Source organism: Halioxenophilus aromaticivorans, assembly GCF_042850945.1.
GTDB lineage: Bacteria > Pseudomonadota > Gammaproteobacteria > Pseudomonadales > Cellvibrionaceae > Halioxenophilus > Halioxenophilus aromaticivorans.
The window spans coordinates 3,052,203-3,072,083 of sequence record NZ_AP031496.1 but is presented as its reverse complement, the minus strand read 5'-3'; the positions used below and the strand labels follow the sequence as shown (position 1 = coordinate 3,072,083).

Genomic DNA, 19,881 nt, shown 5'->3' with positions numbered 1-19,881 from the left:
TTGTCCGTCAAATTGGTCTAAATGGCAAGTGGTTTCCTTGACCCAACAGGTGACTGTTGGTATAAATCGTCTTCCCTGACAGGCCCCGAAATTACTGGCCTTGCGGGGATTTGCTAGGCGGTCAAATGCCCAAATATACGAAATTAATTATCCAATAAACGAGGGGTAAAGCGTGAATAAATCAGAGCTTATCGATGCCATTGCAGCATCAGCAGATATACCAAAGGCAGCTGCGGGCCGTGCCTTAGACGCAATGGTAGACACCGTTACCGGTGCTCTGAAAGAAGGCGATCAAGTAGTTCTGGTTGGTTTTGGTACCTTTGCAGTAAAAGATCGAGCTGCGCGCACTGGTCGCAACCCACAGACTGGCAAGCCAATTGAAATTGCTGCTGCTAAAATCCCAAGCTTCAAGGCAGGCAAAGCGCTAAAAGACGCGGTAAATTCCTAGTCATAAGCCATAATGGCTTAGCCAACCATCAGTGTAATTTTTAGAGTTAATCCCCTCTTTGCAAACACCAGACCGCACAGCGATCGCTTGTGTAGCTCAGGCTTTGTTGCAGTGTTTTAAGAGTTGTCGCAGGACGTAAACTTACGCAGATTCAAGGCTAAGCTGTATTGGGTGTTGGTTATTATGGAAATCAAAGCGGAACGGCCTCAAGAAGTTAAATATGGATATTAAACTTCGCGCAGATAGGGTAGTTGTTTGGCGTACCTGCTTATACCTTCATATCGGCCTAATATCCGGTGGTCGTCTGTAAAACTCCACATCCTCAAAAAGGTGCACTACAATGTGCACCTTTTTTATTAATAGTCATCTGATCAAGATTCGAAAGTACGGAACAGCCATGCTGCAATCATTTCGCGATAATATCAAAGGTACAGTTGCCATTATTCTGGTTGGCTTAATTTGTATTCCATTTGCGCTTTTTGGAATAGATTCACTGTTTAACACACAAGCCGACGCAGAGCCCGCCGCTGAGGTGAATGGCGTAGAGATTACCGAGGCCGAGCTCTTACGGGCCATACAGATGCGTAAAAACCAGCTGATGCAGCAGTTTGGCGAAAACTTCCCGCCTCAATTCCTTAGCGATGATCGCCTACGTGAGCCGGTGTTGCAGTCTCTTATACAACGAGCCGCGATGTTAAATACAGCGCAGAGCAAAGGTATGACCGTGGCCGGCTCCAGCATTGATCAAATTATTTTAGGAACGCCGGATTTTCAGATCGATGGTGAATTTGATGCCAATCGATACCAGGCATTGATTCGCAATGCCGGCTTTACCAATACGTCTTACAAAGAGATGATCACCAGCGAGATCGTACTGAATCAATTCGCCAGTGGCATCAGCCAATCCAACTTCCTGACGGAAGACGAAGCCAATTACTTGGCCGATTTGAGTCTGCAAACTCGCGATTTTAACTATATTGTTGTCGATAAGTCTCCCTTTGAAGAGCAAGTAGAGGTCGAAGAGTCTGAGTTACAGAGCTACTATGAGGCTAACCAGAATCAATTTATGACGCCTGAGCAAGTCAAAATTGAAGCTTTAGAGCTGAGCGCCGACACATTGGCTGCCAGCGTTGAGGTTGATGACCAGCGCATTGAAGAAGAGTACGAGCAGGAAGCGAAAAGCTTTATGCCGGCTACACAGCGCCGTGCAGCACATATCCTGCTGGATCCCTCCAGTGACGATTACAGCGACACACTTGCCGATATTCAACAGCGATTAGAAGCGGGTGAAGAATTTGCCGTTCTGGCCAAAGAGTATTCTCAAGATTTCGGTTCCAAAGACTCCGGTGGCGATGTAGGAGTGACCACTGGCGATAGTTTCGTTGCTGAGTTCGAACAGGCGTTGGCAAATTTAAGCGTTGGTGAGGTGTCCGAGCCAGTGGAGTCGGAATTTGGTGCACACATCATTAAACTGGTGGATGTGTCTGAATCCGCAATGCCAAGCCTTGAAGAGATGCGTATGGAAATTGCTCAGAAAATACGCCAGGCAGAGGCCAACGAGTTCTTCCTAGAAAAGCTCAACGACTTTAAAGATTTAACCTACAACGTAGAAAGCTTATTAGACGCGGCTGAGCAATTGGATTTACCGCTTTGGGAGTCTGAAACATTCAGTCGCTTTAATGGTGTGGGTGTCGCAGCAAATCCACAGGTCATCGAGGCGGCTTTTTCTGAAGAATTAATCTCTTCTGGCTTTACTAGCGATCCAATCGAGTTGGATGAATCTACCGTGGTTGTTATTCGCGTGGTAAGTCACGAACCAGAAGCAGTAAAACCTTTCGACGACGTTAAAGAATCCATCACGCAAACGGTTAAGGCTAACAAAGGTGGGGAGTTGTTGGCGGAATCGGTTGAATCTGCTATCGATAGGGTTCGTCAGGGCGATGGCACGTTGGCCAGCGTGGCAGAAGAAATGTCCACCGAAGTGATGAGTGTAGAAGCAGCCAAGCGGCAGCAGCAAGATGTTGATGCTGCCATCGTACGTATCTTGTTCAGCATGCCGAAGCCAGATGAGGGTGCAAGCGTCTACAGCCCCGCGGTATTGGCCAGTGGGCAAATGGCGTTGATTGAGCTCACCGGCGTGAACAGTGGTGATACTGAAAGCGTTACTTCAGAAGAGCGCTCAGCCATTAAGGCCCAGCTAGGAAGAATGTACGGCGATGCGGATCTAGCCAATTTAAGCGATTATTTGGTTGACCAGGCTGAAGTCGAGATTTAATTGAAATCCTCCCAGAGCCATACAACTATCGTTACGAAAACCGGCACCAGCCGGTTTTTTTTGGGTGTTTAGTTAGTCTTGAGGGTTTCCATGATCGCCTTTAATTGCCACCCTAGCGAGGCGGTATTGGGTATTTCTATTTGCTGAACACCGGTCTTCTCAACCTCTTGCCAAATAGTATTTGCGATGGTTATATCGTGATCAAAGCGTACGACGATAGCGACATGCTGCCTCTTCACAAGGGCGGCCAGATCGCTGGGGTAATGAATGGTTACCCCTAGTATTTGGGTTCGGTTGGTCCACGGTTGATCGTCTATAAACGCGCAGGGAGTGGCAATCTTTCTCTGCATCAGCTCCTTGGCAAGGGTGTAGGAAGGCATGGCTATGCCCGTAATAATAATAGCTGGCGTGGGTGTGTTAGAGGTTATACCCAGTAGCTTTTGTAGCCGTAACAACATCAGGCGTGGAGACACTCAAAGCAGAGGCGCTTTGTTGCGCCTAGTTTTGATTAACTTAGTGACTGATATTTCTAACATCAACAAATAAGGTTAGAGAATCGCCAGGCTGGAGGTATTTTTTGCGAGCCTTGGTGTTCCAATTTCGGATTTGCTTTACCGAGATGTTGAACTTGCGAGCAATTCTGTCCAAAGAGTCGCCGGAACGCACTTTGTAGTAGATCTTACGCAGAGTCTGATTGTTAGTGGCTACGCTGTTGTCTGCGCTGTCCTTTCCGTTGTCGGCCCAAATTACCAGGGTTTTATTCACCTTGAGAGGGTCGTTGGGGGCCATAGAATTCCATTTGGCCAAGTTGCGCACGGATACACCGTGTTTTTTAGCGATGACCCAAAGCGAATCGCCTGCTTGGGTTTGGTATTGGATTTTATAGCGGTTGTTGATGTTGGGTTTTCGGGCTTGCACCTTGGCGAGCCGCTGGTCTGCACTGTAGGAGTACTTGCTGTCATCGGCCATGGCAGCGGGAATCATAAGTGCCTTGCCAGCCCTAATATTGTTGCCGCTTAGCCCATTCACGGTTTTGATGGTGCTTACGTCGGTATTAAATTTGGCCGCAATGGTGGATAAGGCATCACCATTTTTTATGATATAGCGTTGCCAGCCGACGCGTTTTTCTTTACTTAATTGTGACAGGTTGGTGGTAAAGGTCACTGATTTGTCCACCGGGATGAGTAGCTCGTGTGGGCCAGTGGGGTCTGTGGCCCAGCGATTAAATCCGGGGTTCAGTTTGTACAGTTCATCTATGCTGATGTCGGCTAACTCTGCGGCCTGAGATAGATCTATTTGTGAACCTATGGGTACGGCTTGGAACCAGGGCTTATTGTCTATGGCGCTCAGCTCTACGCCGTAGTGTTCTGGATTGGCAACGAGTTTAGCCAAAGCCAATAATTGCGGCACGTAGGCTGCCGTTTCGTCTGGCAATTTGAGCGACCAATAGTCGTCGGCTTTACCAGCTTTTCTATTTTTGCGAATGGCTCGGCCTACTGTGCCTTGGCCTGAGTTGTAGGCTGCCAGTGCAGCCAGCCAATCGCCTTCAAAATAATCTCTTAGATAGCTGAGGTACTCCACCGCGGCGTTGGTTGAGGCGACTACATCGCGTCGACCGTCATACCACCAGTTTTGTTTAAGGCCATAGGCCTTGGCTGTTCCCGGCACAAATTGCCACATACCCGAAGCTCTGCCGTGGGAGTAGGCGAATGGATCAAAAGCGCTTTCTACGATGGGCAGAAGTGCTAATTCTAGAGGTAGCTCGGCGGCTTCTAGTTGTTCAATGATGTGATGTAGATAGGGTTGGCCACGCTTGGCTACGCGATCCAAATAGCCAGGGTGTTTCTTATACCAGTCAATATAGCGGTTTATACGTTTGTGGTTTTGATCTGGGATGGCAAAGCCCGCGCGCAGTCGGTCCCATAAATCCACGTGATCTGTTAGCTCAAACCCAGGGTCGCCATATTGCTCGATGGTACAAACTTTTACCTTGCGGTCTTTTATGGGGTTGGCTTTGCTGACTTTACGTTCTACAACCGGGGCAGCTGTCGTTTGCTCGGCTTGGGACTCGGTATTAGTAGGGCTCGTTCTATTTTGGGCTTGGCATGCCACGATTAGCATGCCAGCGGCGGCCAATGGGTAAAGTTTGTTGATCGAGACCATAAAGAGCTGCTACCACGTGTTACTTTTTTACTTTTTGCGTATAAGTCGTTCTTCGCCTGCCTTGTCTATGGCCATGAACTGGGCGCTTTCTAGGCAGGTTAGTTAGGTCGCAAATTGTAGTCAAATTGGCTTGGTCTCGTATATGACCTAGTTAGCAACTAGATGTAAAAGTTTGCGCAAATTGCTGACTAACCAAGCTTTTTTTGAAGCTAGAATTTACATTAACTGTGTTAAGGGGCGCGATGCACGCTCCAAGCTCCAGCAATCAGCCTCGCGGCCGCCGCCAGCCCATTGAAACAGTTAGCGCCTAAAACTTGTCTTTCCACGCTCTAATTGCAGTGAATACGGTATCTGGGGAGTTATCCTCTGCGCCCTGTGCTTGGGCCGCGGCGATGACGCTCGGCTCGTCCCAGCGCAGAAATGGGTTGGTCTGTCGCTCTGTGGTCAGTTGAGAGGGAACTGTAGGTTTGCCTTTTTCTCGAAGTTCTGTGACATCGTCGATGCGGTGTTTGAGAGACGCGTTACCCGGCTCCACGGCTAGAGCAAACTGCAAGTTACTGGCCGTGTATTCGTGGGCGCAGTATACCAAAGTGTGGTCGGCAAGTCGGCGTAATTGATCTAATGACGCTCTCATTTGTGCCGGGCTGCCCTCAAACAACCGGCCACAGCCGCCGGCAAAGAGCGTATCGCCACTGAATAGCCTTGGCTGTTCGGCAGGCAGGAAGTACACAATATGATCTATGGTATGCCCAGGCACCGAGAGCACCGATAGTATTAGATTGCTCGATAAATGTAGTTGCTGGCCACCTTCAACGGTGTGAGTCACCTGGGGCACTCTGGCTGACTTAAGGCCGTAGACCAGGGTGTCGGGAAAATGCGCCTTGAGGTCATCTATACCGCCAATATGATCATTGTGGTGATGCGTCACTAAAATGCCAGCCAGCGCCGTTATGCCATTTGCTTGAAAGTAATCAATCACAGGCTTGGCGATGCCTGGATCAACCAACCAGTGTTGTTGTGATTGCCTGTCTTCGATCAGCCAGATGTAGTTATCGGCAAACGCAGGAATTGCGACCACGGTTATGGGATCGGGGTGGGCAGAGGAATGTGGGTGCGTCATAATACGACCAGGTCCTAGGTTTATTTTACAGAGCAAGGGTGAAGCTATTTGCCGCCCAGGCTGTCAGTTTAGATGCACATTTGCAAGCCTTGGTGTGGCAAGCCTTGTGCCTGTTCTCTATGTATAAAACGCATTGAATCAAAGCGAAGGGCGGTTGCCATGAGCAAGAATCCATTTTTAGACCAGTCGGCCCTGTTACCAGGCCCTGTGCGTGAGGCGTATCACCAGAGGTTCGGCGTATTGCCCTGGGCGCATGCGGTACCCGATATCGAAAATTGGGGTGATACACCGCTGGGTGAGAGCCTGTTGCTTGAAGAGCAATCGAAGCTGGACGAGGCTTTGGGCTACATGTTCGGTTATCACTTATTGCAGTTGAGTGTCGATCGTCGAGCAAAGCTCTACGGAAACAGTAAAGTAAATCACTGCTTTGGGTTGCACCCGCTAACGTGTAGCGGCGGTGAAGTGCGCGGGTTGAGTGACTTCGAACAGCTGCCGTTGGAGAAACGTTCCATCGATGTGGCGATTTTACATCATGTTTTGGATTATGCTGAGCACCCCCACAGGGTATTGCGCGAGGTGGTTCGCACCCTGGTTCCCCACGGCTACTTGGTTTTGGTGGGTTTCAATCCTGCCAGCCCTATGGGGGCGTCGTCCCTAATTGCGCGCCACGTTAGCCGAAAATCCCACCAGCGTAAAAACGCGCTGCGGCTGTCCCGAGTGGTGGATTGGTTGCGGGTGCTGGATTGCGAGCCGGTTCGCATTGACCACGGTCACTTTCGTTTACCCTTCAATAGCCGCTTTTTAGTCAACCACACGCGCTGGTTGGAAAAACTTGGTGGTAAACTCTTAAAACCCATGGGCAGTTTCTATATGATCGTCGCCCGTAAAGAGCAGGTGTCCTCTATCCCCATGAAGCCTCAATGGCAGCCAGTAAACGTTATGTCTGGCTTCGGTGTGGGCAAGGTGACGTCAAGGGTGCCCGAGGGCGTAGCCGTGAAATCCGCAAGCAAAATTAAACACTAGTCGGGTAAGAAAAAGTTTGAAAAACGTCGAGATCTTCACTGATGGTGCCTGCAAAGGCAACCCAGGGCCAGGAGGGTGGGGCGCACTATTGCGTTTCCAGGGTAAAGAGAAGTCGCTCTATGGTGGAGAGGCCAACACCACCAATAATCGAATGGAATTATTAGCGGCTATCAACGGCTTACTGGCGTTGAAGGAGCCCTGCAAGGTCGATTTAACCACCGATTCCCAGTATGTGCGTCAGGGTGTTACCCAATGGATACACAACTGGAAAAAAAACGGTTGGAAAACCGCCAGTAAATCACCTGTGAAAAACGCCGATCTATGGCAGCAGCTTGATGCCGCAACCGGTAAGCACCAAGTGCAATGGCATTGGGTAAAGGGGCACGCCGGTCACCGCGAGAACGAGATAGCGGATCAGCTTGCTAATAAAGGGATTATCGAGCTGTAGAGCGTCGGTGTTTTAATGACTAAACTTTAACTCTTTTTGAGGCGTCTGTGAGACAGATAGTACTGGATACCGAAACCACAGGTATCGACCCGAAACAAGGCCACAAAATCATTGAAATTGGTTGCGTAGAGATGGTTGGTCGAAAGTTGACCAGCCGGCATTATCACCAATACATCAACCCAGAGCGTGAAGTCGAGCAAGAAGCCATTGATGTGCACGGCATCACCAACGAGTTTTTGGTCGATAAGCCTCGGTTCAACCAAGTTGCCGAGGAATTTCTGGCTTTCGTCAAAGGGGCTCAGTTGGTCATTCACAACGCGCCCTTTGATATCGGCTTCATTGATCACGAATTTCGCTTGCTCAACCCCAATTTCGGGTCAATTTTAGATGTATGTACGGTAGTGGATACCCTTGCTCTGGCGCGCGAGAAACATCCAGGCCAAAAAAATAACTTGGATGCTTTGTGTAAGCGGTACTTTGTAGATAACTCCGCGCGTGAGTTACACGGTGCATTGCTCGATTCCGAGATTCTAGCAGACGTTTATTTGTTGATGACGGGCGGTCAGACGTCGCTTGGATTGGGCACTGGTAGCCAGAATTCTGACAGCGACAGTTCTGGCGGATCTGCCATTCGACGTTTAGCCGCGGATCGCAAATCTACTCCTGTGATTTTGGCTAGCGCCGATGAGTTGGCGGCCCACGAACAGGCTTTAGACGCCGTGGCTAAACAATCGGGTGGGGAGGTGCTTTGGCGCCAAACCCATTAAAGGAGTTTGGCGCAGTAAGCTGTTGCGAAACCTAACTAGCGGCTGGACTTTGAATGGCTGACCACCGCGTGGATCACGCGGTCATACTCAAAATAAACGGTAAAACCGCTGTATTCCCAGCTGGAGATCGGCGGATCCCCTACCGATGCGGCTCGGTGGGTTGGGGCGCCGAACTGCTGCTCTACGCGAGCCTTCGACATGCCCGCCCGGGGCACGGCTATGCTGGAATTCAGGCTTTGTTGGCCCACAGGGATGGCCACGGCTTCGGCATTAGCAAGGGGCGACATAACGCCTAGGCAGCCGTAGATGAGCGCGTATATAGGGAATTTTTCAATGTTTGCTTTCATTTGGCGGTAGTTCTTCCAGGGGCTTGGTCTGGTGTTTTTTAATCTGTAGTTTTTTCAGTTTAATGCTTAAACCCATTGGTTAAGTCACATCTCATATGCGTATGCGCCTTATCGTGGTGCGGTTACGATAAACAGTTTAAGCATAGCATGTCTAGATCGACAAAAAGTGATTACCCGGTATGATGCTCTTCGCAATGCGCACCTTGTTAACTCCTTCACCTTTTGCTGGTCTGCGCTCAACGGGCCGCAGCTAGCCTTCAATTCGTTTTCTTGGATCAGACAACCATGAGTGCCCTCGGACTACCCCTGCCACTGTTTATCGGGTTGCGATATCTCAAGGCCAAACGTAGAAATCAGTTCATCAGTTTTGTTTCTATTTTTTCTCTTCTGGGCATGGCTTTTGGCTGTTTCGCACTGGTGGTTGTGCTGTCGGTTATGAATGGATTTGATGACCAGATCAAACGCCGCATTTTGAGTGTTGTACCCCACGGTTTTGTAGAACAGCCCGGCGGCGTGGATGATTGGGCCGGGTTGAGCAAGCATGTGGATGAAGTTCCTGGCGTAGTCGCCTCGGCGCCGTACATTGAAGGCTTTGGCTTGCTAACACGCAGCTACGGTATTCAAGGTATTCAGGTGCAAGGCATTGAGCCTGTGGCCGAAGCTAGCGTCTCTCAGGTGGCCGAGAAGATGTTAGTGGGCAGTTTGGATGCCCTACAACCCGGTGGCTACGGTATTGTGATTGGCCGCTTATTGGCCCGCTATTTAGGAGTCACCACCGGCGATAAGGTCGTGTTGGTGTTGCCCCAAGTAAGTATTACTCCGGCAGGCGCTTTTCCCCGGCAAAAGCGTATGACCGTGGTCGGTGTATTTGAGGTAGGCGCCAAGCAGGATCAAAGCCTTGCGTTAATTAACCTGCAAGACGCACAAAAGCTATACCGACGAGCGCGCGCGGCAGACGGCTTGCGGGTAAAAACTCTAGACCTCTATTCAGCCCAGCAGACAATGGCGGCCATAGAAAATCAATTGGCAGGCAAAGACGCGGGTGAGATAACCGCTAAGGACTGGAGCCAAACACAAGGTGCTTTATTCCAAGCGGTTAAGATGGAAAAAGTAGTGGTGGGTTCTCTGTTGATGATCATCGTTGCGGTGGCCGCATTTAACATCATCACCAGTCTTGTGCTGATGGTGTCCGATAAGCGTTCCAATATCGCCGTTTTACGAACTATGGGCATGGCGCCTGCACAAGTGATGTTGACGTTTATGGCCCAAGGAACAGCGGTGGGGGTTATTGGTATTGTTACTGGCTGTGCACTTGGGTCTCTGGTAGGGATTTACATCGGTGATATTGTCGGCTGGGTCGAATCCATCACGCACACCAATCTGTTCGATCCCAACGTTTATTTTGTTTCCAAATTGCCATCGGTATGGCGTTGGCAAGACACCTTAATTGTGGCCACTGCTGGCCTAGCAATGAGTGTTATTGCAACCGTATATCCCGCTTACCAAGCCGCAAAAATTCACCCCGCAGAAGCGCTTCGATATGACTGATACTCCTCAAAACGCCAAACCATCAACGGTTTTAGCCTGCCGGCGTTTAGTAAAAACCTACCGTCAAGGCCCGCAAGAGGTCAGGGTGTTAAATGGTATCGATTTGACCATTGGTGCCGGTGAGACGGTCGCCATTGTCGGTGCCTCTGGCGCGGGCAAGTCGACGTTACTCAATATTCTGGGCGGGTTAGATTTACCTTCGTCCGGCGAAGTCCAATTGCTGGATAACTTTCTAAATGAGTTAAACGAAAAGCAGCGCGGAACATTACGTAACCAGTACATGGGGTTTGTTTATCAGTTTCATCATCTCTTGCCAGAATTCACCGCGCTAGAAAACGTCATGATGCCGATGCTCATCGGCGGCTGCGCAAAGCCCGAAGCCAAACAGCGCGCCCAGGCTATTTTGGATGATGTTGGCTTGAGTAACCGCGGTCGGCATAAACCCGCCGAATTATCTGGCGGCGAGCGCCAGCGGGTGGCCATTGCCAGGGCGTTGGTAACCAACCCTCGGGTGGTGTTTATGGATGAGCCCACCGGCAATTTAGATACCAGAACCGCCAAGTCCATTCAGGATTTAATGGCCGGCTTAAACCAGCGCCTTAACACCAGTTTTGTCATCGTTACCCACGACGAACAGTTGGCCAGCAGCATGGATCGAACGTTGTTCTTGGCTGATGGATCGTTTGTACCAGCAGTGGGTACCGTATCATGAGCAAAGGCCGTGTGGTGCTGCCCTGGTTTATAGGCTATCGATTTTCCAGCGCCGGGCGCGGCAGCAAGTTGATGAGCTTTATAACCTCCATCTCAACCGCTGGGCTGGCGTTGGGCGTAGCACTGCTGGTGTTGGTGGTGGCAGTGATGAATGGTTTTGATCGAGAGTTGCGAACCAAAATACTCTCCGTAGTACCGCAGGTATCCATTTATCACCGCGATGGTATAGACAACTGGCAGCAAACATTGGCAGACATTACCGCTTTACCACAAGCCCAAGGCGTGGTTGCTGCGTCTCCCTTTGTGCAGCTAGAGGGTATGATTAGCCACAATGGATTGGTGCAACCGGTTTTGGTTTACGGTATTGAGCCCGAGCTGGAAACAACGGTTTCTCATTTGGAGCTGTTCGTAGATCCAGAATTACTGGATCAGGTCAGCCAGGATCCGTCATCAATCATTTTGGGGGCTGACCTGGCTGCAAAATTATCACTCAGCGTGGGTGACACTTTTTCGCTGGTGGTGCCTAAACCCAATGGCGGCGGTCGCTCGGCGGGCGTGAAATATCTACGCTTAGCGGGCCTGTTAAGAACGGGTACTGAGCTGGATCAAGGAATGGGCCTTATGGGCCTGGCGAGTGCCGCTGAGTTGAGCACCGTGGGCGGCAATGTGAGTGGCATTCGGTTGCGGTTGGACGATTTATTCCAGGCGCCACAGCTGGCCCGCGAGGTTGTTTCGGCTCTACCGTTTGGTTATTACTCCAGCGATTGGACCCGGACACACGGTAATCTTTATCACGCCGTGCAAATGTCCAGTAACTTGGTTTGGCTGCTGCTGGTGTTGATCATCGGTATTGCAGTATTCAATGTAGTATCCACATTGGTGCTGGCCGTGGTTGAGAAACAAGGCAATATTGCGATTCTGCGTACGCTTGGCACCAGCCCAAAACAAATTTTATCGATCTTTATGGTGCAAGGCCTTTTGATAGGTTGCGTTGGAACCGCCCTGGGATTGGTGGTTGGCATGGCCTTGACCCAAGTGGCCGCCACTGTGGTGGGCTGGATAGAAGCCTTGTTTGGCAGCAAATTGCTCACTTCAGAAATCTACCCTGTGAGCTATTTACCCATCGATAACCGCTGGTCTGATATAGCGTTTATTGGCATCACAGCCCTAGCGTTGAGCGTTTTGGCCTCGCTGTATCCCGCATGGCGGGCCAGCCGAGTGCAGCCGGCTGATGCGCTGCGTTACGATTAGTCGCGCTAAATAATCGCACTATTTTTGTTGTGACCTGGCACGCTGCCTGCGGTGCCAATTACGAATCACATACCAGCGCCAAAACACTTTAATGGTGGTATAGCCTAAACATCCGCAAAATAACCCTGTTAACAGTGAGCCAACTAATAAAGGCTGCCAAATTAAGCTGATTTCGGTGGTGATCCACTGCCAATTGAATCCGCTCTCCACCGTACGTACCGGCGTGTCTAAAATCCAGGTGCCCAGTTTGTAGGTGAAGAAGAATATCGGCGCCATGGTTAACGGGTTGCTCACCCAAATCAGCGCTAGGGTTATTGGTAGGTTACAGCGAAAAAACCAAGCGCAAAACGCGCCCAAAGCCATTTGGCCTGGCGCGGGTATAAATGCAATAAACAGCCCAAGGAAGAACGCCACGGATACCGAGTGGCGATTCAAATGGAATAGATTTGGGTCCTGCCACAACTTACCCCAGACGGAATTAGACTGCTTTTGCTGAAGTTGGTCTGGACTGGGAATCCAGCGTTTTAGCAGTTTTCGGGGCATGGAGGTCGGTTAGGCCTAGCGAAAGGGCGCGTATTATGCCGCCAAATGTCGCTGGGCTCTAGTTGGTAATTCGTCGAACTATTGTTTGTGGATTTGCGAGCCAGTGCTGGGTTTGAAGCCAGTGCTTGGTTGATAATGCCTGCTGTCATGGATGATCTATAAACTATCTATTATGAAGGCTATTGCGCTGGCAGTATCTATTGCCATGCTCTCTGTGAGCTATCTGCCGACGTTGGCATGGCTGCCCGCTATTTTGTTGGTTGTTGTAATAGTAGTCATATTACTGAGTCTTTTCTTGTGGTTGCACCCATTAGGGCAGCGTTGGTGGGTTGTTAAGCGAACATTGCTTCTTCTCGTCGGCGCGCTCTTTGGCCTGTGCGCGGCCTACTTTTCCTGCTCTCAATTAGTATCCAAGCAGCTACCTAAGTGCTACGACAATCAAGTCGTTGACCTTACGGGGGCGGTGGCGGGCCTGCCCAATAGAGCGCCCTCAGCGTTTGATCCTTCCGTGAGCCAGTGGCATTTCGATTTAATCGCCCACAACCTATCCGCCGAGCCCAATCTGGCAAGTTCTAACTCACAATGTTCGTTGAATCGCCTGCACGGTCAACGGCTCAGCTTGGTTTGGGTCAACAAAGACGACCTAGATACCTCATGGCTACACCCAGGGCGCAAGGTGTCTCTGCGGGCAAAGTTGAGGGTGCCTAGAGGCCTAGTAAACCCCAAGGGATTCGATTATCAGCGTTGGTTATTAAGTTCTGGTTACAGTGCGGTGGGGCGAGCCACTGAGCTGGTTACCGTTGCTGCTGAAGCGTCCGCGTCCGCCAGCCAAGGGAATCGTTATGGCATAGACAGCCTACGTTTAGCCATCAGAAACCAGTTTCTGATGGCCAGTCAGCAGCGCGGGTCTCGCGACCAAGTCGAAGCGAATAGCGATGAACAATCCGCCGTAGCTGGCGCATTAATCGCGCTGGTACTGGGTGATAAATCCTATCTATCCCAGGATCAATGGCAGTTGTTACAACTGACCGGAACACTGCACCTGCTGATTGTTTCTGGCCTGCATATCAGCATCGTGGCTGGGCTCGGCTATTGGTTGGGCGGCCTAGTAGCACGTTTGCTCAGTGTGGGCCGACCGGTGTTTCGCCAATATATACCCTCTCTTAGCTCCGTCGCTTTGGCGCTGTTCTACGCACTACTGGCCGGGTTTAGCCTGCCCACTCAACGGGCGTTGGTCATGGTGGTTGTGGCCAATGTATTTTGGTTGTTTGGTTGGTCGAGAAACCCGTGGTTGGGCTTCTGGTTGGCCGTTGTACTGGTTTTGATCATCGATCCATTGGCGGGGCATAGCCAGGGTTTTTGGTTGTCCTTTGCTGTGGTTGCGACCATTCTCAGTGTGGTCTCCACGGTGAACAAACATTCCGCGTGGATTGGTGCTGTTAAAATGCAGTTATCCATCTTTATTGCCATGCTCTTTCCGGTAGCCCTAGCCACCGGCTCGCTTAACTTTGTGTCTCCTATAATTAATTTGGTGGCCATTCCATTTGTGTCTGTTTGTCTTGTGCCGGTGTCGCTCCTCGCCGCCGTAATGAGCTGTTTTGAGGTGCTGGCGAGCCTTTTCTACTGGGTGTACGGCGTTGCTGTTTGGGCAATGCAATTGCTATGGAGAACATTGGAAGGCTATACCCATGTGCTGTCAAAGCTAGTGGCGATGGAGAACCATGGGTTGCTAGCACCGGTTGCAGCGGAATGGATTCCATGGTGGCAGTGGCTGCTGTTGGGATTATTAGTTGCCTGTACAGTGCTGCCGGTACTGCCCCGTGTTTTAAAGCTGGTGTGCCTTAGCGCCGCGATAGCACTGGTGACCAGTAATCCAGAGCCTGATTTCACGGTGCGTCTAACCGTGTTAGATGTGGGGCAGGGGTCTGTGCATGTTTTACAAGCACACGGTAGAACTATGGTGTTTGATACCGGGCCTCGCTTTAGCGAAGATTTTCTTGCCGCAACGGACATATTGAGCCCGTTTTTACATTGGTCTGGCAGCCACAGTATTGACCACTTGGTAGTCAGTCATGGTGATGCTGACCACGCTTCCGGCGCACAGCAAATAGCCCAACAGTTTAAGGCTTCAGTGGTACACAGTGGCGAGCCGCACCGACTGCCATGGCGTGTCGATGCTTGCCACAGAGGCCAAAACTGGAAGTGGCAGTTGTCTACGCATCAGAGTGTCGATTTCAGTTTCCTTTGGCCCGAACCCGCCCAAATAGCTTCGGAAAATTCAAATGACCGATCCTGTGTGCTTTTAATTGAATGGGGCGAACACCGCGTTCTGTTGACGGGAGATATATCGAAAGCGGTGGAGTGGCAATTGGTTGCCCAGCTGGCTCAGCCGCTCACGGTTTTGGTTGCCCCTCATCATGGTTCTAAGTCGTCCTCCAGCCATCGATTTATCATGGCATTCAAGCCTCAACATGTGGTGTTTAGTACGGGTTATCACAATCGGTACGGGCACCCCAATCCGCGTGTTCTAAACCGCTATCGCGAGCTCACGGATGCCACTATCTGGAATACCGCCAAGCATGGCGCCATTCAATTCGTATGGCAATCTGACGGAAATTTTGATGCTTATGGGTTGCGTGGAGAGCGTCAGCGCTTTTGGTTTGAGTGACGCTGTGCTCATTTTTACCATTGTGCTACAGTTCTGCCCCGAGAAATCGGCCCATCGGCGTTGCTGATGGCCACTTTTGAATGGATTTTGGCTATGCTAAAGGGGTTGAAGCAAGCCCTTTACCGAACGAAGCTAGGAGAGTTTTGTGTTTGAAATTATTGCCGCTGGCGGCTGGTTGATGTTGCCCATTTTGCTGTGTTCTTTGGCTGTGGTTGGCGTCAGTTTGGAGCGGTTTTGGACTTTAAACCCAGATAAAATTGCCCCCAAAAATTTGTTGGGTGAGGTTTGGAATAACATTCGAGCCAAACAATTGGACGTGGAATCTCTTAAGCAACTGAAGCAAGGCTCTGCTTTAGGGACGATTTTGGCCGCCGGAATCAGCAATTCCCGCCATGGCCGTGATGTAATGAAAGACAGCATCGAGGAAGCGGCTAGTAGCGTTGTCCACGATATGGAACGTTATTTGTCAGTTCTGGGTACTATTGCGGCCGTTACCCCGTTACTGGGTTTGCTCGGTACCGTGTTTGGTATGATTGAAGTGTTCACCGCTATTATGGTGCAAGGTACGGGTAACACCGGTGCACTAGCCGGCGGTATCTCACAAGCGCTAATTACCACCGCGGCGGGCTTGTGCGTCGCCATCCCCGCCATGATTGCCCACCGGTTTTTCCAGCGTCGGGTAGATTCGCTGGTCGTCACCATGGAGCAAGAGGCCGTAAAACTGGTGGATGCGATTCATGGCGATCGCAAAGTCGATGTTAAAGTGGTGTAGGTAGAGCTGCGTGAAATTTAAACGTCAAACAAAAGACGAAGACAGCATTAATCTAACGCCTCTGATTGATGTTGTTTTTTTGCTGTTAATATTTTTTATGGTTTCTACCACTTTTACCAAAGAGACCCACTTAACTGTGGATCTGCCAGAGGCCAGTGCTAAGCCAGCCCAGGAACAGCCGCAGACCATCGATATTGTCATCGCAAAAGACGGTTCTTATTCCATCAATGGCAATGTTTTGGTTAATCAGAAACCCAAAACATTGGAGCGTGCGTTAACCCAGGTCGCTGAAGGCGATAACTCCTTGCCCTTGGTCATCACGGCGGATGCCGCTACGCCCCATCAGTCCGTCGTAACTGCCATGGACGTTGCCGGAAAACTGGGCTTTGTCCATTTGAGTATTGCTACGCGACAACCCAAAGATACGAGCGACTAATCGGTTTGGCCGGCAACTCCTTGGGCCAAGCCATGCGCTCAGCCATAGAAGCATCCTGGTACCAGGATAAACCCGGCTGGACCCAAATCCTGGCGCCGTTGGAGTGTTTGTATCGGCGGGTAGTAGCCACTCGTTTTCAACGCAGAATAAAGCAACTCAATTCGCCTCCGGTTATTGTGGTGGGCAATATCTCTGTTGGCGGAACAGGTAAAACACCCTGTGTGCAGGCTTTGGTGTTATGGCTTAGATCACAGGGTTTACGCCCGGGGATTATCTCGCGGGGCTATGGCTCGCAGAGCGAACAATTCCCCTTGGCCGTTGATGCCGATACCGACGTGACACTATCCGGTGACGAGACCAAAATGTTGGCGCTTGCTTGCCAATGCCCGGTTGTGATTGATCCGAACCGTAAGCAGGCGTTGCTTTACATCACTGAGCATTTCGATGTCGACATTGTGATCAGTGACGATGGCTTGCAACATTACGGTTTGCCCAGAGCAATAGAGATCGCCGTTATTGATGGTAAGCGTGGTTTGGGCAATAAGCACTGTCTACCCGTTGGCCCTTTACGCGAACCGGAACAACGATTAACCCAGGTAGATTTGGTGTTGCAGAATGGATTGTCCACAACGGGAGAGCCGCTTTACAACAACGCAGTGGTGTTTACCTTAACGCCGGTACACTGGGTTAATGTCAAAACCGGCGAGCGATTGCCGTTGCAATCACTCACGGCCAATGGCTCGCTGTGCGCGGTGGCCGCCATTGGCAACCCACAACGTTTTTTCGACACTCTAACAGCGCTCGCCTTGCCATTTGATTCTACCGCCTTTGCAGATCATCACCAGTTTACTGCACAAGACTTTGCCGAATATGGTGGGCGCACCGTGGTGATGACGGAAAAAGATGCCGTAAAATGCGCCGCCTTCGCTGCAGATAATTGGTGGTATTTAAAAGTCCAGGCCAATATTCCTGAACCCGTCTTTGATGAGCTAACCAATAGGCTGGCTCTACGCACGAACAGTTCTCCCTTTGATTAGAGTCGTAACTTAGAGCCTTAACTATGCAACCCTTTACTGTCATCATCCCTGCTCGTTATGCGTCTTCTCGCTTGCCGGGTAAACCCTTGGCCAATATTCACGGTAAACCCATGGTTCAGTGGGTGTACCAGCAGGCACAAAAATCGAAAGCCGACCGTGTAGTGGTAGCCACCGACAACGAACAGATCAAAAGTGCGGTTGAGGGCTTCGGCGGGCAGTGTATTTTAACTCGGGAAGACCACGCCTCCGGTACCGACAGACTGCAGGAAAGTGCCGCGCTGTTGGGGCTTGGAGACGAAGACATTGTGGTTAATGTGCAAGGCGATGAACCGTTAATTCCGCCCCAGGTGATCGATCAGGTGGCCCATAATTTGGCTAGCGCAAACGGGTTTAGCGCCGCCACCTTAAGTGAAAAAATCCACTCCTTTGAAGAGTTTGTTAATCCCAACGCCGTCAAGGTAGTAGCCGATCCCAGCGGTAGAGCACTGTACTTCAGTCGTGCGCCGGTGCCCTGGCCCAGGGATCATTTCAATAAAGATAACACTAGCCTGCCAGAGCCATTCAATGCCCAGCGGCATATTGGTATATACGCCTATAAAGTTGCGTTGCTAAATCAATTCGTTACCTGGCAAATGGCCGAGTTAGAACAGGTGGAGTGTTTGGAGCAGCTAAGGATATTAGCTAATGGTAAGCAGATTCATGTGGCCCAAGCCATGGCTGCGGTGCCGGGTGGTGTGGATACCGCTGAGGATTTGGCGGCCGTACGTAAATTAATCGAACAGCAGGAGTAGGTATGTCTAAATCCGTCCTCTTTGTTTGTCTCGGCAATATTTGTCGGTCACCAACGGCCGAAGGTGTGTTTCGCCTCAAAGTTGCTGAATCGAAGTTGGCCAACGCTTCCATCATTATCGACTCTGCTGGTACGGGGGCCTGGCATGCGGGCAATCCGGCCGATTCGCGGGCGCAAGCGGCTGCTTTAGCGCGGGGTTATGATTTGTCCAGCATCCGAGCTCGGCAGGTAAAGTCTTCCGACTTCGATCGTTTCGATTATATATTGGCAATGGATAGCGATAATTTAGATCACCTCGAGGGCATGTCTAGCGGTGCGGATTACTCTGGCTATTTGGGCCGGTTTCTTGATTTTGCTCCAGCCGCGCGTAAAGACGTTCCTGACCCTTATTATGGCGGCGCGGACGGCTTTGAAACTGTGCTGGATCTGATCGAACAGGCCAGCGAGGGTTTAATAACTCATATCATTCAGCAGTCTTAGTTTTCATCGCCATGAAATACAGCCCCCAGCAAAACCTGCAAGAATTAAACACGCTTGCGTTACCCAGTCGTGCAGCTCAGCTATGCACCATAGAGAATTCTGACCAAGCGCGAGAGGTGGTAGGCGATTGTGGCCCTGATATCGCGCTGGTGCTTGGCGGTGGTAGCAACGTTATTCTAAATGGCGACATACCGGGTTTGGTGGTTGTTAACCGTATTTTGGGCATAGAGAAGCTCAGTGAAGACGATGACGAGCTAATCATTAACGTCGGAGCCGGCGAAGTATGGGATGACTTTGTGCGCTACTGCGTCCAACACGGGTATTGGGGGTTGGAAAACCTAGCTGCTATACCCGGCCGGGTAGGGGCTTGTCCTATCCAGAACATTGGCGCCTACGGTGTTGAGGTTAACTCCGCCATCCGCGAAATCCAATTGATCGACCGGCACAGTGGTGAGGCCAAAGTTGTGGAGGGAGCCCAGTGTGACTTTGGCTATCGCGATAGCCGTTTTAAGGGCCAATGGCGAGATAAGTACATCATAACCGCGGTCAGTTTTCGGCTTAGTAAACGCGCTTTACCTCGGTTGAATTACGGTGAGTTGTCTAATTATTTCGCCGCTACCGATGCCCAAAAGTTAAGCCCGCAAAATATTTATGATGCGGTTAGCGACATACGCGCCCGCAAATTGCCAAATGTGGCATCGCACCCCAATGTCGGCAGCTTTTTTAAGAACCCTGTAGTCGCGCAAGAGCAATGCCATGCATTACTAAAAAGCTTTCCACACATGCCATCGTACCCAATGCCAGACGGTACTGTTAAACTGGCCGCTGGCTGGTTGATCGACCAAGCGGGGTGGAAGGGAAAGTCCATCGGGCCGGTCTCTGTACACGAAAAGCAAGCCCTGGTGTTAGTTAACTCCGGCGGTGCCACGGGCAAAGACATACTCAATGCTGCATCGGTTATTCAGTCGGATGTCGCCGCCAAGTTCGATGTCTCGCTCGAGATAGAACCCTCAGTCGTTAGCTGCCTTTAATGCACAATGTTTGCTGCGCTCGT

Annotated in this window: 20 protein-coding genes; 15 read left to right on the top strand and 5 right to left on the bottom strand. The window is 50.7% G+C overall.

Annotated elements, in window-relative coordinates; translation table 11 throughout:
• The first annotated feature begins 172 nt into the window (after positions 1-172).
• A complete protein-coding gene (gene hupB, locus ACGHM3_RS13395; protein ID WP_345415651.1) occupies positions 173-448 on the top strand; it encodes a nucleoid-associated protein HU-beta in 276 nt (91 codons plus the stop codon).
• Positions 449-845: 397 nt separating this feature from the next.
• Positions 846-2,723 carry a SurA N-terminal domain-containing protein gene (locus ACGHM3_RS13390; protein WP_345415654.1) on the top strand — a complete coding sequence of 626 codons (1,878 nt, stop codon included), beginning with the start codon at positions 846-848 and terminating at the stop codon, positions 2,721-2,723.
• A 68-nt stretch (positions 2,724-2,791) separates the two neighbouring features.
• Here ACGHM3_RS13390 and ACGHM3_RS13385 read toward each other — a convergent pair whose 3' ends face one another.
• The 3 genes from ACGHM3_RS13385 to gloB form a co-directional block, all read right to left on the bottom strand.
• On the bottom strand, positions 2,792-3,196 hold the full coding sequence (locus ACGHM3_RS13385; protein WP_345415657.1) for a hypothetical protein: 405 nt from the start codon (positions 3,194-3,196) through the stop codon (positions 2,792-2,794).
• 40 nt (positions 3,197-3,236) lie between these two features.
• Positions 3,237-4,886, bottom strand: coding sequence for a LysM peptidoglycan-binding domain-containing protein (locus ACGHM3_RS13380; RefSeq protein WP_345415660.1), 1,650 nt, complete (start codon positions 4,884-4,886; stop codon positions 3,237-3,239).
• Between the two features lie 307 nt (positions 4,887-5,193).
• Entirely contained in the window at positions 5,194-6,006 is an 813-nt protein-coding gene (gloB, locus tag ACGHM3_RS13375) for a hydroxyacylglutathione hydrolase (RefSeq protein WP_345415663.1), read from the bottom strand.
• Between the two features lie 159 nt (positions 6,007-6,165).
• On the opposite strand from gloB, the gene ACGHM3_RS13370 reads away from it, so the two are divergent.
• From ACGHM3_RS13370 to dnaQ, 3 genes are read left to right on the top strand one after another with little or no spacing between them, the layout of a single operon-like run.
• Positions 6,166-7,029, top strand: coding sequence for a methyltransferase domain-containing protein (locus ACGHM3_RS13370; protein ID WP_345415665.1), 864 nt, complete (start codon positions 6,166-6,168; stop codon positions 7,027-7,029).
• Between the two features lie 16 nt (positions 7,030-7,045).
• On the top strand, positions 7,046-7,477 hold the full coding sequence (gene rnhA / locus ACGHM3_RS13365; protein WP_345415667.1) for a ribonuclease HI: 432 nt from the start codon (positions 7,046-7,048) through the stop codon (positions 7,475-7,477).
• A 47-nt stretch (positions 7,478-7,524) separates the two neighbouring features.
• Positions 7,525-8,244, top strand: coding sequence for a DNA polymerase III subunit epsilon (dnaQ, locus tag ACGHM3_RS13360; protein ID WP_345415670.1), 720 nt, complete (start codon positions 7,525-7,527; stop codon positions 8,242-8,244).
• 35 nt (positions 8,245-8,279) lie between these two features.
• On the opposite strand, the gene ACGHM3_RS13355 is transcribed toward dnaQ, so the two are convergent.
• Positions 8,280-8,591: a hypothetical protein gene (locus tag ACGHM3_RS13355; protein ID WP_345415672.1), complete on the bottom strand. Its 312-nt coding sequence runs from the start codon at positions 8,589-8,591 to the stop codon at positions 8,280-8,282.
• Positions 8,592-8,876: 285 nt separating this feature from the next.
• Here ACGHM3_RS13355 and ACGHM3_RS13350 point away from each other — a divergent pair, with 285 nt between their 5' ends.
• Genes ACGHM3_RS13350 through ACGHM3_RS13340 form a run of 3 tightly spaced genes read left to right on the top strand, consistent with a single transcriptional unit; the run spans position 8,877 to position 12,101 of the window.
• Complete coding sequence (locus tag ACGHM3_RS13350) at positions 8,877-10,139, top strand: lipoprotein-releasing ABC transporter permease subunit (RefSeq protein ID WP_345415675.1); 1,263 nt, start codon at positions 8,877-8,879, stop codon at positions 10,137-10,139.
• A complete protein-coding gene (gene lolD, locus ACGHM3_RS13345; protein ID WP_345415678.1) occupies positions 10,132-10,851 on the top strand; it encodes a lipoprotein-releasing ABC transporter ATP-binding protein LolD in 720 nt (239 codons plus the stop codon). Before ACGHM3_RS13350 ends, lolD begins: the two co-directional genes overlap by 8 nt.
• Entirely contained in the window at positions 10,848-12,101 is a 1,254-nt protein-coding gene (locus tag ACGHM3_RS13340; RefSeq protein WP_345415681.1) for a lipoprotein-releasing ABC transporter permease subunit, read from the top strand. Before lolD ends, ACGHM3_RS13340 begins: the two co-directional genes overlap by 4 nt.
• Positions 12,102-12,119: 18 nt before the next feature.
• On the opposite strand, the gene ACGHM3_RS13335 is transcribed toward ACGHM3_RS13340, so the two are convergent.
• Complete coding sequence (locus ACGHM3_RS13335) at positions 12,120-12,644, bottom strand: DUF2062 domain-containing protein (RefSeq protein ID WP_345415684.1); 525 nt, start codon at positions 12,642-12,644, stop codon at positions 12,120-12,122.
• Between the two features lie 151 nt (positions 12,645-12,795).
• Between ACGHM3_RS13335 and ACGHM3_RS13330 the strand changes: the two genes are divergently transcribed.
• From ACGHM3_RS13330 to murB, 7 genes are all read left to right on the top strand, one after another.
• Positions 12,796-15,312, top strand: coding sequence for a DNA internalization-related competence protein ComEC/Rec2 (locus tag ACGHM3_RS13330; RefSeq protein ID WP_345415687.1), 2,517 nt, complete (start codon positions 12,796-12,798; stop codon positions 15,310-15,312).
• 145 nt (positions 15,313-15,457) lie between these two features.
• Complete coding sequence (locus ACGHM3_RS13325) at positions 15,458-16,084, top strand: MotA/TolQ/ExbB proton channel family protein (protein WP_345415689.1); 627 nt, start codon at positions 15,458-15,460, stop codon at positions 16,082-16,084.
• 10 nt (positions 16,085-16,094) lie between these two features.
• Positions 16,095-16,520, top strand: coding sequence for a biopolymer transporter ExbD (locus ACGHM3_RS13320; RefSeq protein WP_345415692.1), 426 nt, complete (start codon positions 16,095-16,097; stop codon positions 16,518-16,520).
• 32 nt (positions 16,521-16,552) lie between these two features.
• Positions 16,553-17,557 (top strand): tetraacyldisaccharide 4'-kinase, encoded by a 1,005-nt coding sequence (gene lpxK / locus ACGHM3_RS13315; protein ID WP_390517063.1) that lies wholly within the window; start codon positions 16,553-16,555, stop codon positions 17,555-17,557.
• 23 nt (positions 17,558-17,580) lie between these two features.
• The gene (gene kdsB, locus ACGHM3_RS13310) at positions 17,581-18,348 is read left to right on the top strand and encodes a 3-deoxy-manno-octulosonate cytidylyltransferase (RefSeq protein WP_345415698.1); all 768 of its coding nucleotides are present in this window, start codon (positions 17,581-17,583) and stop codon (positions 18,346-18,348) included.
• A gap of 2 nt (positions 18,349-18,350) precedes the next feature.
• Complete coding sequence (locus tag ACGHM3_RS13305) at positions 18,351-18,827, top strand: low molecular weight protein-tyrosine-phosphatase (RefSeq protein ID WP_345415701.1); 477 nt, start codon at positions 18,351-18,353, stop codon at positions 18,825-18,827.
• A gap of 11 nt (positions 18,828-18,838) precedes the next feature.
• Entirely contained in the window at positions 18,839-19,858 is a 1,020-nt protein-coding gene (gene murB / locus ACGHM3_RS13300) for a UDP-N-acetylmuramate dehydrogenase (RefSeq protein WP_345415705.1), read from the top strand.
• Positions 19,859-19,881: the final 23 nt, after the last annotated feature.

What these genes read in the sequence shown, in the direction of transcription:
- ACGHM3_RS13380 (WP_345415660.1), bottom strand. Translation starts at nt 4,886, where the DNA reads ATGGTCTCGATCAACAAACTTTACCCATTGGCCGCCGCTGGCATGCTA.
- ACGHM3_RS13305 (WP_345415701.1), top strand. Translation starts at nt 18,351, where the DNA reads ATGTCTAAATCCGTCCTCTTTGTTTGTCTCGGCAATATTTGTCGGTCA.
- lpxK (WP_390517063.1), top strand. Translation starts at nt 16,553, where the DNA reads ATGCGCTCAGCCATAGAAGCATCCTGGTACCAGGATAAACCCGGCTGG.
- ACGHM3_RS13350 (WP_345415675.1), top strand. Translation starts at nt 8,877, where the DNA reads ATGAGTGCCCTCGGACTACCCCTGCCACTGTTTATCGGGTTGCGATAT.
- murB (WP_345415705.1), top strand. Translation starts at nt 18,839, where the DNA reads ATGAAATACAGCCCCCAGCAAAACCTGCAAGAATTAAACACGCTTGCG.
- ACGHM3_RS13340 (WP_345415681.1), top strand. Translation starts at nt 10,848, where the DNA reads ATGAGCAAAGGCCGTGTGGTGCTGCCCTGGTTTATAGGCTATCGATTT.
- ACGHM3_RS13330 (WP_345415687.1), top strand. Translation starts at nt 12,796, where the DNA reads ATGATCTATAAACTATCTATTATGAAGGCTATTGCGCTGGCAGTATCT.
- ACGHM3_RS13355 (WP_345415672.1), bottom strand. Translation starts at nt 8,591, where the DNA reads ATGAAAGCAAACATTGAAAAATTCCCTATATACGCGCTCATCTACGGC.
- gloB (WP_345415663.1), bottom strand. Translation starts at nt 6,006, where the DNA reads ATGACGCACCCACATTCCTCTGCCCACCCCGATCCCATAACCGTGGTC.
- lolD (WP_345415678.1), top strand. Translation starts at nt 10,132, where the DNA reads ATGACTGATACTCCTCAAAACGCCAAACCATCAACGGTTTTAGCCTGC.
- ACGHM3_RS13370 (WP_345415665.1), top strand. Translation starts at nt 6,166, where the DNA reads ATGAGCAAGAATCCATTTTTAGACCAGTCGGCCCTGTTACCAGGCCCT.
- kdsB (WP_345415698.1), top strand. Translation starts at nt 17,581, where the DNA reads ATGCAACCCTTTACTGTCATCATCCCTGCTCGTTATGCGTCTTCTCGC.
- ACGHM3_RS13335 (WP_345415684.1), bottom strand. Translation starts at nt 12,644, where the DNA reads ATGCCCCGAAAACTGCTAAAACGCTGGATTCCCAGTCCAGACCAACTT.
- ACGHM3_RS13390 (WP_345415654.1), top strand. Translation starts at nt 846, where the DNA reads ATGCTGCAATCATTTCGCGATAATATCAAAGGTACAGTTGCCATTATT.